The organism is Pseudonocardia sp. (genome assembly GCF_029263155.1).
GTDB lineage: Bacteria > Actinomycetota > Actinomycetes > Mycobacteriales > Pseudonocardiaceae > Pseudonocardia.
Map to the genome: position 1 here is coordinate 1 of NZ_JAJCYB010000027.1, position 10,856 is coordinate 10,856.

Below are 10,856 nucleotides of genomic sequence, written 5' to 3' on the forward strand. Positions count from 1 at the left end.
CGGTGGTGCGTCCTGAAAGCTGGATCAGGCCAGCGGGTGTGAGTCCCGCCTGGGTAGGTACCGGAGCGCCCAGTAGCAGGCCCCGGTTCGTCGGAGAGATCCGGCGGGCTGAGCGGGGCGTCGAGAGCCTCTTCGGAGGGAGCAAGCGTGTGGGCCGTAGCACCATCAGGTGTGAGTCCTGCAGCCTCGTCACAGATACAACGGGGGAGCCGAGCCGCTCACTTCACGGCGAAGGCCATGTCCGGCGGGCCCTGTTCCGGGGTCAGCTCGTCGGGTCCCTTCGGGGTATGGGGATCGGCACGCACGCACGGTCTGGTTCGGAACAGGAGAGACCCGTCTGCGCAGCCTCATCAGCAAAGACCACCGGTATAAGCCAATGGTGAAGTCCGGTGGAGTGCAGCGGGAGTCCGACGGGGTCGTAGTACCGCAGAACGCCGTGCGCATCTCGGTGAGCGGGAAGGGCCCCGACTTCGGTCATGTGAGCGGAGTGGGTAAGCGCGGGGGCATGGCCGGGACCGCCCGGTCCAACCACCCTGGCGGGCAATCTAGGCCCGTCGTGCTGCACCGGCGGGAGCCGGTGGGCAAGGTGCGACAACTGCAACGCGAGCTATGGGCTGCGGCCAAGCGGTCTGAGGGAAGGCGTTTCCACGCCCTGTTTGACCGGATTCATCGGCGTGATGTGCTGGTGGAGGCGTGGGAGCGGGTGCGAGCCAATCGTGGCGCCGCGGGTGTCGATCGGATGACCCTGGTGGCGGTGGAGGACTACGGGGTCGAGCGGATGCTCGACGAGCTGTCCCGGGACCTCCGCAGTGGGAGCTATCGTCCGGCGCCGGTGCGTCGGGTGGAGATTCCCAAACCGGACGGCCGTAAGCGGCCGCTGGGTATTCCGACGGTGCGTGATCGGGTGGCGCAGCAGGCGGCGAAGCTGGTCTTGGAGCCGATCTTCGAGGCCGACTTCTTCGACTGTAGTTTCGGGTTCCGTCCGAGACGCAGCGCCACCGATGCGCTGGAGAAGATCAGGGTGGCGTTCCCGCGGGGACAGCGGTTCGTCTTCGAGGCCGACATCACCGATTTCTTCGGTTCGATCGACCACGACCTGCTGATGGTCGAGGTCGGACGGCGGGTCAGTGATCGTCGGGTGCTCACGCTGTTGCGGTTGTGGCTGCGGGCAGGGGTGTTGGATCAGGGGGTGTTCTCGGCGACGGTCACCGGGACCCCGCAGGGCGGGGTGATCTCGCCGTTGCTGGCCAACATCTATCTGCACGCGTTCGATCGGGTCTGGAGCGAGCAGGGCACCGGGGAGTTGGTCCGTTATGCGGATGACTTCGTGGTGCTGTGTTCCTCCGCAGCCCAGGCCGAGGACGCTCAGAACAGGGCGGCGGCCCTGCTCGGCGGTCTCGGGTTGTCGCTGCACCCGGACAAGACCGGTGTGGTCGATCTCCGGGAGGGCCGGGAGGGTTTCGATTTCCTGGGGTGTCATCTTCGGGCGCGGATGTCGGGCCGGTTGTGGGAGCGCAAGCAGATCGTGCGCTACTACCTGCACCGGTGGCCGTCGGCGCGGAGCATGAAGCGGGCACGGGCCAGGATTCGGGACCTCACTGATCGGCGCCGGGTCGGGCTGGAGTTGACCGAGGTGATCGACAGCCTCAACCTGTTCCTACGGGGATGGGGGAACTACTTCCGCACCGGTAACGCCGCCCAGAAGTTCCGTCAGCTCGACCGGCACGTCGGGTGGCGACTGAAACGCTTGCTGGTCAAGAAGCGGGGTCGCAACCTACGGGTCGGGCAGGCGGGGCGCTGGACCGAAGCCTGGTTCCACGACCAGGGGCTACACCAACTGGTTGGCACCATCCGATACCCGAGGGCGGCGTAACCATGTCCAGAAGATCGTCGGTAAGCCGTATGCGGGAAAACCGCACGTACGGATTGAAAGGGGGATGGGGAAACAGGACCGCTACGCGGTCCCTGCGCCCCTGACTACCAATGAAGGAGACGGGGCGGAAGGTGATCGCGCAGAACCGCAAGGCGCGCCACGACTACTCGATCCTGGACGAGTACGAGGCGGGCGTCGCGCTGCTGGGTACCGAGGTGAAGAGCCTGCGGCTGGGCCGGGCATCGCTGGTGGACTCCTACGCCACCGTCGACGACGGCGAGATCTGGCTGCGTGGCCTGCACATCCCCGAGTACACCCAGGGGAGCTGGACCAACCACGAGCCGCGCCGCACCCGCAAGCTGCTGCTGCACCGCGGTGAGATCGACCGGCTGATCGGCAAGATCCGCGAGGGCGGGCTGTCGCTGGTGCCGCTGTCGCTGTACTTCTCCGACGGCAAGGTCAAGTGCGAGCTGGCGCTGGCCAAGGGCAAGAAGTCCTACGACAAGCGCACCGACCTCGCCAAGCGCGACGCGCAGCGCGAGATCCAGAAGGCGTTCGGGCGGGCGGCGAAGGGCCGAGTGCGCGAGCTTCGCCGGTGACGGCCCCGTCGGCCCGAGGCGACGTGCCGGTCCTCCCGTCCCCGCCCCTCGACGACGCCGACGTCCCGCGCTTCCTCGCCGAGCTCGGCCTGGACTCCATGGTCGACGCCCACGTGCACTTCCTGCCCGACCCGGTGATGGCCAAGGTGTGGGCCTATTTCGACCGCGCCGAGACCCACTACGGCACGGCGTGGCCGATCCACTACCGCACGTCGGTGGACGAGCGCCTGGCCACGCTCACCAGGCTCGGCGTCGGCGCGTTCGCGCCGCTGGTGTACCCGCACAAGCCGGGCATGGGGCGCTGGCTCACCGAGTGGGTCACCGAGTTCGCCGCCCGCACCCCCGGTGCGCTGCCCACGGCCACGCTGTTCCCCGAGCCGGACGTGGTCGACTACCTCGGCGCGGCGGTCGCGAACGGTGCTCGCGCGGTGAAGGTGCACGTCCAGGTCGGCGGCTTCGACCCGCGCGACGCGCTGCTGCGCCCGGCGTGGGGCCTGCTCGCCGAGGCGCAGGTGCCGGCGATCGTGCACTGCGGGCACGGGCCGATCCCCGGCGCGCACACCGGGCTGGACGTGTTCGGCGAGGTGCTCGCGCAGCACCCGCGGCTGCCGGTGGTCCTCGCGCACGCCGGTATGCCCGACTACGTCGCAGCGCTCGATCTCGTGCGCCGCTACCCGAACGTGCACATCGACACGACGATGGTCGGCACCGGGTTCACCGAGCGCATGACGCCCCTGCCGAGCGACTGGTCCGCCCGCCTCGCCGACGTCACCGACCGGGTGGTGTTCGGCACCGACTTCCCCAACATCCCCTACGGCGTCGCGGAGCAGGTCGCGGCGGTCGCCGGGTGGGCGGCGGCCGACGACCGGCTCGGCGCCCCGTTCACCCGTGCGGTCCTGCACGACAACCCGGCCCGGTTGCTCGGCGTCGGGTAACGCCGCTCCCCGCCGCCGCGAACGACCGACCATGGCCGCCGAACCCCGCAGGAGCCCGCTCACGAGGGGGGATCCCGCCCGGGCGGCTGGGCTGGCTGGCGCTGCTGGTGCTGACCGTCGGGCTCGGCCTGATCGGGAACGTCCTGACCCACCCCGACCTGCCTCCGGCAGAGGTGGTCTACCTCACCGCGCTGCTGTTCGTCCTGGAACTCGACATCGATCCGGGCCCGGGCATGCGCGTGCACCCGGTGCTGTGGATCGCCGCGGTGCTCGCGCCGGTGCTTTCCCTGCGCGGGGTGGCGGAGCTGTTCCGGGACCGCCTGCAGGGCGTCACGGTGCGGTTCCTGGTCCTGCCGCGGGCAGTGGTGTTCGGCGCGAACCACCGCGCGGCGGCCGTCGTCGCCGACGCCGCGGGCCTGACCCGGTGGCAGCGGTGGCGCCACGGCTTCGTGGTGGCCGATCCGGACCCTGCTCGGCTCGCCGCGATGCGCGAGCTCGGCGCGTGGACCGTGACCGCGGACGGCCTGAGCGCCCCGCTGCGCAAGGCAGCGGTGCTCCGGACCGACGAGGTCGTCGTCGTGACCGGGGACGACCGGCGCAACGCGGCCATCGTGACCGAGCTGCAGCGGCACCCGCCCACCGACGACGCGGGGCGCGAGGTGTACGTGGAGTTCGACGATCCCGGCCTGGTCCGCACACTCGATCGCAGCGCGCACCACTTGAGGGTGGCGACCACCCCGTTCAGCGCGCCGACGCTGGCCGCCTCGGTGATCCTCGACGAGTTCGACGTGACCGCGGGTGCGCTGCCACGGCCGTTCGTGCTGTTCGGGCAGGGCCGGATGGTCGACGCGGTCGTCCTGGAGCTGCGCAGGCGGCGCGCCGCGCACCGGCTGGACCCGTCGGCGTCCGAGAGCCCCGAGCACGACGTGCTGGTCGTGGGCCCGGACGCGGAGGATCGGATCGACCGGCTGCGCGCGCTGCTCGGGCCCGAGCTGGACCTGCTGACGGTCACCGCCATCGCCGACCCGGTCGCCGAGTCGATCACCGTGAAACCCCGTGTGGCGCGGGAGCTCGCCGCCCGGCCCGACGCCCGCGTCATGGTGGTGGTAGGAGACGACCCTGCGGGCGGGCCGATGGTGCTCTCCCTGGCCCAGCACCTGGGCGGGAGCCGCCGGATCGCCCTGGTCACCGAGGCGCCGGAGGGCGCGTTCGGGGAGCAGATCGCCGAGCAGCTCGCCTGGCACAGCGTGCAGGACGCCACGCTGGCCGATGTGGAGGTCCTCCGGGTGCCGAGCCGGGCCTACCGCCTGCACCGGCTCCGGGAGTGGCGTGCCACCGACCGGCTGGCACGGGCGATCCACGAGCAGGTGCCGGGCGCGCCCAGGTGGGTGGACGCGGGTGACCTGCTGCGCACCCTCGCGCGGGCCCGCGCGACCGCCGTGCTCGACGGGTTCGCCGGCGACGGTATCCGGTTGCGGCCCAACCCGTTCCTGGCGGTCGACCCGCCGGAGCGGCGGATCCTGCACGGTCCGGCAGGGGTGGAGAGCGAGGCTCTCGCGGCGGCTGCGCCCGAGGTGTCGCCGGGCGCAGCGACGGCGCTCTCCCGGGCCGGGCTGTCACTGGAGCTCCGCGACCCGCAGACGCTCATCGGGGTCGGCAACCGGCTGCTGCGGTCGGGGCACGGGTCGGCGGTGGAGGTGTGGTGCGAGGCGGCCCGGCTGTACCAGCCGGACGGGGCCGCGGACCCGGTCGAGGTCCTGCAGCAGCGCATCGGGCCCGGCGTCGCGGCGGCGGCGGTGCAGCGGATCCTGCCGTTGTGGCGGGCGCACCAGGCCGACCCCGGGGACGTGGCGCCGCCGCCCGAGGACCCGGTGCTCGTGGTCGGCGGGTCGGGCATCGTCGCGCCCGCCGAGCTGTGCGAGATCCTCCGGTGGGCGCTGGCCGGTTCCGGGCCCGGCCTCACGATCGTCGAGCCCACGGGGGACAACGGGGTGCGCCGGTTCCTGCGGATGCTCGCGCGGGACCCGGACTACGGGTTCCGGGTCCGGGAGTCCGGGGACGACGTCGCCGCAGGCCGCGACTTCGCCGTCGACCTCTGGTCCGGACGCCCGCCGGGCCGGGCCCGCCTGAGGGTGCTGGCCGTGCCGGGTGCGGCGGACCTGTGGCCGCAGCTGCACCTGCTGCGCACGCTGGGTGCCCAGATCGGCTGGCTGCCGGCCGGGCTGGACGGTCGCCCGGAGCCCGACCCGGAGCCCGACCCGGAGCGCGAGCTGCTGGGCGGAGCGGCCGGGATCGTGCGCCTGCCCGTCGACCGGGCCACGGTGCGCGCGTTCCTCCGGCCGTCGCGGTGGGACGACACGCTGGTGGACCGGGACACGGTGGCGGCAGCCCTGCACGACCTCTACCGGCAGGGCCAGGTCGGCATCACGCCGCCGGACGACCCGGCGATGCGCGCCTTCGCCGAGCTGGACCCGGTGCTGCAGGACTCCAACCGCGGGGTCGTCGACGGCATCCCCGACAAGCTCGCGCTGGTCGGCCTGCGGCTGTGCCCGCTGGCCGGACCCGGGTGGCCGTCGGACTGGCCCGATCCGGCGACGCTGGAACTGCTCGCCGAGACCGAGCACGGCCGGTGGAACGTCGAGCGGCTGCTCGCCGGATGGGGGATCGGCAACCGGGACGTGGCCCGGTTCCGGTCGCCGGACCTGGTGCCGTGGACCGAACTCGCCGAGCAGAGCCGCGAGTGGGACCGCGGCGTCGTGCGCGCCCTGCCCGCCGCACTGGCCCACGCGTCGCTGAGCGCCCGCTGACCTCGGTCGCCTCGGACGGGCGGATCCGGGATGATCCGAACCGCCCCGGGGGTTATCCTGTACGGACGCCCGACGGCCGGGCCCAGAAGGGGGTGAACGGTTTCGACTCCGTTCGTCGATCAAGGGGAAGCGTGCCGAGGAAGGCGACGATGATCTCGTTAACCACCCGTCGCAAATTTACAAGCGCCGATTCCAATCAGCGCGACTTCGCCCTCGCCGCCTGAGCGAGTGTGAGTCTGTCGGCCCGCGGGCGCTCCCGCCGCGGATCCCGGCATCAGCTAGGGAGCTCACCCGTCCGCCCGGTCGCGGGGCGGACGGGGAAATCACACAGCGACTGGGATCGTCACTCCGGACTTGTTCGCGTGACCGGGGGATCCGAGTAGAGGCACAGCGAACTGCGCACGGAGAAGCCCTTGTGGAGCGACGGAGGACCCGGGTTCGATTCCCGGCACCTCCACCCCGCGAAGAGCCCCCGCCGACACCGTCGGCGGGGGCTCTTCGGTCGCCGGGATCACCTCGCGCGCCCGGCCACCATCCGCGCGAGGTTGTCCAGCCCGGTGTCGAGGCCGCGCCGCACGTCGTCGGCGGCCCGGTCGGTGTGGGTCTCGGGCTGGTCGCCGAGGAACGACAGGTGCAGCAGCACCGAGGAGCGGTCCGGGTCGTCGCCCATGACCTGCAGGTAGCCCGCGTAGTCGGTGGAGTCGCCGCCGCCCCACTCGACGCGCATCTGGTCCGAACGCACCCGCACCAGCCCGTAGGCGTCGGTGTGGCGCGGCTCGACCCTGGCGTGCACCTCGGTCACGTGGTTCTTCGCGCCGCGGGCCGGGTCGCTGCCCGGGTCGTCGTCGGTGGGTCGGACCCGGACCTCGTGGGGCAACCACTCGGTCAGCCGCTCCAGGTCGGACACCACGGCGAACACCGCGTCCGCACCCGCCGGCATCGTGCGCTCGGTCTCGAACTCCGTCATGAGTGCCGGGTTCCCGGTCCGGCACAGCACAATCCCCGCAACGGGCCGGCGGCCCGGGGCTACCGAGGGGTCGTGCGTCGGTGCCAGACTGCGCGCTGTGACGTCCCTGGCTCGCGGCGAGAACCGACCGCTGACCGGCGACCGGGTCACGGTCACGGTCACCTGCCCCGTCCCGGTCGACGTCTCCGCGCTGCTGCTCGGCCCGGACGGGCGGGTGCGCGGGGACGGGGACTTCGTCTTCTTCAACAATCCGACCGGCGCGGCGGTCTCCCTCCACCACGGTCAGGGCCGGGGCGATCTCGTCCAGGTGGAGCTCGGGTCGGTCCCGGCCGACGTCGGGACCGTCGTGGTCGCGGCCAGCCTGGACGGCTCCGGCCCGGCGACGTTCGGGCAGCTCGCGCCACCGGTCGCCACGGCGGGCGGGTTCGCGTTCGAGATGACCGGGCTCGACACGGAGTCCGCGGTGATCTGCGTCGAGATCTACCGGCGCCAGGGCGGCTGGCGGGTGCGGGCGGTCGGGCAGGGCTTCGACACCGGGCTCGAAGGCATCGCGACGGAGTACGGCGTGAACCTCGACGACGACCCGCCGGCCCCGGCACCGCCACAGGCCTCAATCGAGCCGGCGCCGCCCGCCCAGTCCTGGCCGCCGCCCGAGTCGCCGCCGCTCCCGGACCGGACCGAGCCCCCGACCGACCCGTCGCCGTCCCCAGCCGCGCCGTCCCCAGCCGCGCCGTCGTCATCAGCGCCGCCACCGTCCGCGCCGCCCCGACCCGCGCCGCCGCCCGAAGGAGCACCGCCCATGCAGAGCGACCTGTTCAGCCCCGACCACGCCGAGGTCGCCGGCTCCGGGATCCAGAAGCAGGGCGGCAAGATGGCGCGGGTGTCGATGACCGGCACCGAGCTGCTCGCCCGGGCCGGGTCCATGGTCGCCTACCAGGGCGACCTGCGGTTCGAGGCGCTCGGATCCGGCGGCATCGGGAACATGATCCGGCAGCGGCTCACCGGTGAGGGCGTGCCGCTGATGAAGGTCAGCGGGCGGGGCGACCTCTTCCTGGCCAATGCGGCCAGCGACGTGCACCTGATCGACCTCGACGGCTCGGACGGGCTCACGATCAACGGGGCCAACGTGCTCGCGTTCGACTCCACGCTGTCCTACCGGATCGCGCGGGTCTCGGGTGCGGCCGGCTACGCCGGCAACGCCGGCCTGTTCAACTGCGAGTTCACCGGGCGCGGCCGGATCGCGATCACCACCGAGGGCACGCCGGTCGTGCTCAACGTCGACCAGCCGACCTACGCCGACCCCCAGGCGGCCGTGGCGTGGTCGGCGAGCCTGCGCACCGGTCTCACCAGCAACGACACGTTCAACCTCGGCACGTTGATGGGCCGCAGCACCGGCGAGCGGTACACGCTGTCGTTCACCGGGCACGGCTTCGTGATCGTGCAGCCCTCGGAGCTGCCGCCCGGCGGCCTGATCGGCGGCACCGGTGGCGGTGAGCAGGCCGGTCACAGCGGAAGCGGCGGCGTGCTGGGCGGGCTGCTCGGCGGCCGGTGACCCCCAGGCGCGTCCCGGGGCGTGCCGAACGCCCGGTGTTGCGGCAGGGTGAGCGACATGGACCGACCGCATGATCTCGTCGTCTACGGCGCCACCGGGTTCGTCGGGGAGCTGACGGCCGCGTACCTGGCCGAGCACGCCCCCGCCGGCGTGCGGATCGCCCTGGCCGGGCGGTCGGCCACGAAGCTCGAGGCCGTGCGGGCGAGGCTGCCCGCCGCCGCCCGCGACTGGCCGCTGATCGTCGCCGACTCCGCGGACACGGCGGCGCTGGAGCGGCTCGCGGAGTCCACCCGGGTGCTGGTCACGACGGTGGGGCCCTACGCGCGCTACGGGCTGCCCGTGGTGGAGGCCTGCGCCCGGGCCGGTACGCACTACGCCGACCTCACCGGCGAGGTGCTGTTCCACCGCGACGCCATCGACCGCGTCGACAAGATCGCGCAGGACACCGGCGCGCGGATCGTGCACTCGTGCGGCTACGACTCGATCCCGTCCGATCTCGGGGTTCTCGTGCTGCACGAGCGGGCCGTGGCGGACCAGGCGGGCGAGCTCACCGACGTCGGGCTGATCGCGATGGCCAAGGGCGGGTTCTCCGGCGGCACGATCGACTCGATGCGCGCGCAGTTCGAGGCGATCGGCGCCGACCCGTCGCGCCGCCGGGTGGTCGGCGACCCGCACGCGCTCAGCCCCGACCGGGCCGCCGAGCCCGCCCCGGCGCAACCCGCGGACGCGCCGGCGCCGGCCCGTCGCGGATCGCGCAACACCTGGACCGCGCCGTTCGTCATGGCCTCCTACAACACCCGGGTCGTGCGGCGCAGTAACGCGCTGCAGGACTGGGCCTACGGCCGGTCGATGCGCTACGGCGAGACGATGGGGCTCGGGTCGGGGCCGATGGGGGCGGTCGCCGCCTACGGGGTGACCGCGGGGCTCGGGGCCGTCGTCGCCGGTTTCGGTGCGGCGCCCACCCGCGCGGTGCTCGACCGCGTGCTGCCCAAGCCGGGTGCCGGGCCGAGCGCCGCGGCCCGGGCGGCGGGCTGGTTCCGGATGGACATCGAGGCCACGACGACGGGCGGGCGCCGCTACCGCGCCCGGGTATCGGGCACCGGGGACCCGGGCTACGCGGCCACCGCCGTCATGCTCGGGGAGAGCGGGCTGTGCCTGGCCGTGGACGAGCTCCCCGACCGGGCGGGCTCGCTCACCCCGGCCACGGCGATGGGATCGGTGCTGGTCCGGCGACTGGTCGCGGCCGGGCACACCTACACCGTCACCGACCTGAGGTAGGCGGGCCAGCTGCCGTGGCTGCTGACGTCGACCGCGCCCGCCGGGTGGCCGGTGCAGAGGATGCCGAGCACCGTGCCGTCCACCAGCTCGATGCGGCCGATCGCGAGCGGGGCGGGCAGGGCGCAGAGCAGCGTCCCGAGCGCGCAGGTCGGCATCCGGTGCAGCTCGACCTCCAGGGCCGTGCCGCCGTGGGCGGTGGCGACGATGCCGCCGCGGCGTACGCCGGGGCCCGGGAGCGCGAGCATCCGGTAGCGCGGCGCCGTGTGCGCCCGCCGCTCGAAGTGCGCGCCCAGCGCCAGCAGCTCCGGATGGAGCGGCTGGCCGGTGCGGTGGGCCGCGGTCACGGCCAGCAGGACCTCGGCCGGACCGGGCGCCGTCACCGACGCCCGGTCCGTACCCGCCACGGTCATCCGAGGGGCACCTCGGAGACGTGGGCGGCAACGATCCGCCAGCCCTGCGGGAACCGGAACCAGGTCTGGCTCTGCCGGCCCTCCGTCGCGCCGTCGGAATGGGTGAACAGCGTGGTGACGACGGCCGCGCTGTCGCCGAGTGCCAGCACCACGGTGTCGCGCAGCGCCCGCCCCTCGGGCACCGACGGATGCGCCCGGCGCCACGCCGCGATCTCCTCGGCACCCTGCTGGCGGTCGGCCACCCCGAAGCGGCGGCACCGCGGGTCGTCCCAGAACAGCGCGATGAGCGTGGCGACGTCACCCTCGACGAGAGCCCGCTCGTACCGCTCGAACACGGCGGACACCTCGCCGACGACATCGACACGGCCCACCCCGATCGCAGTGGGGTGGCTGTGCTGCAGTCCAGTCGCAGTGAAGCCACCCCACTGCAACTCG

At 73.1% G+C, this 10,856-nt stretch carries 9 protein-coding genes and 1 other RNA gene; 7 read left to right on the plus strand and 3 right to left on the minus strand.

Annotation, left to right across the window (positions count from 1 at the left end; genetic code table 11):
* The first annotated feature begins 436 nt into the window (after nt 1-436).
* From ltrA to ssrA, 5 genes are all read left to right on the plus strand, one after another.
* The gene (ltrA, locus tag Q1K26_RS04190) at nt 437-1,873 is read left to right on the plus strand and encodes a group II intron reverse transcriptase/maturase (RefSeq protein WP_300007819.1); all 1,437 of its coding nucleotides are present in this window, start codon (nt 437-439) and stop codon (nt 1,871-1,873) included.
* Between the two features lie 110 nt (nt 1,874-1,983).
* Entirely contained in the window at nt 1,984-2,472 is a 489-nt protein-coding gene (smpB, locus tag Q1K26_RS04195) for an SsrA-binding protein SmpB (RefSeq protein WP_300007820.1), read from the plus strand.
* Between the two features lie 98 nt (nt 2,473-2,570).
* Entirely contained in the window at nt 2,571-3,407 is an 837-nt protein-coding gene (locus Q1K26_RS04200) for an amidohydrolase family protein (RefSeq protein WP_300007876.1), read from the plus strand.
* Nucleotides 3,408-3,514: 107 nt separating this feature from the next.
* Nucleotides 3,515-6,214 carry a RyR domain-containing protein gene (locus Q1K26_RS04205; protein ID WP_300007821.1) on the plus strand — a complete coding sequence of 900 codons (2,700 nt, stop codon included), beginning with the start codon at nt 3,515-3,517 and terminating at the stop codon, nt 6,212-6,214.
* Nucleotides 6,215-6,302: 88 nt separating this feature from the next.
* Nucleotides 6,303-6,674, plus strand: a transfer-messenger RNA (tmRNA) gene (gene ssrA, locus Q1K26_RS04210).
* 51 nt (nt 6,675-6,725) lie between these two features.
* Here the strand turns inward: ssrA and Q1K26_RS04215 are convergent.
* Nucleotides 6,726-7,181, minus strand: a complete 456-nt coding sequence (locus Q1K26_RS04215; protein WP_300007822.1) for an SRPBCC family protein — start codon at nt 7,179-7,181, stop codon at nt 6,726-6,728.
* Between the two features lie 97 nt (nt 7,182-7,278).
* Between Q1K26_RS04215 and Q1K26_RS04220 the strand changes: the two genes are divergently transcribed.
* Both Q1K26_RS04220 and Q1K26_RS04225 read left to right on the plus strand, forming a co-directional pair.
* Complete coding sequence (locus Q1K26_RS04220) at nt 7,279-8,733, plus strand: AIM24 family protein (protein WP_300007823.1); 1,455 nt, start codon at nt 7,279-7,281, stop codon at nt 8,731-8,733.
* Between the two features lie 57 nt (nt 8,734-8,790).
* Nucleotides 8,791-10,011 carry a saccharopine dehydrogenase NADP-binding domain-containing protein gene (locus tag Q1K26_RS04225; RefSeq protein ID WP_300007824.1) on the plus strand — a complete coding sequence of 407 codons (1,221 nt, stop codon included), beginning with the start codon at nt 8,791-8,793 and terminating at the stop codon, nt 10,009-10,011.
* Here Q1K26_RS04225 and Q1K26_RS04230 read toward each other — a convergent pair.
* Complete coding sequence (locus tag Q1K26_RS04230; protein WP_300007825.1) at nt 9,987-10,421, minus strand: hypothetical protein; 435 nt, start codon at nt 10,419-10,421, stop codon at nt 9,987-9,989. The two genes, Q1K26_RS04225 and Q1K26_RS04230, sit on opposite strands and share 25 nt — an antisense overlap.
* Nucleotides 10,418-10,792, minus strand: coding sequence for an AtzH-like domain-containing protein (locus tag Q1K26_RS04235; protein WP_300007826.1), 375 nt, complete (start codon nt 10,790-10,792; stop codon nt 10,418-10,420). Before Q1K26_RS04235 ends, Q1K26_RS04230 begins: the two co-directional genes overlap by 4 nt.
* Nucleotides 10,793-10,856 lie beyond the last annotated feature (64 nt).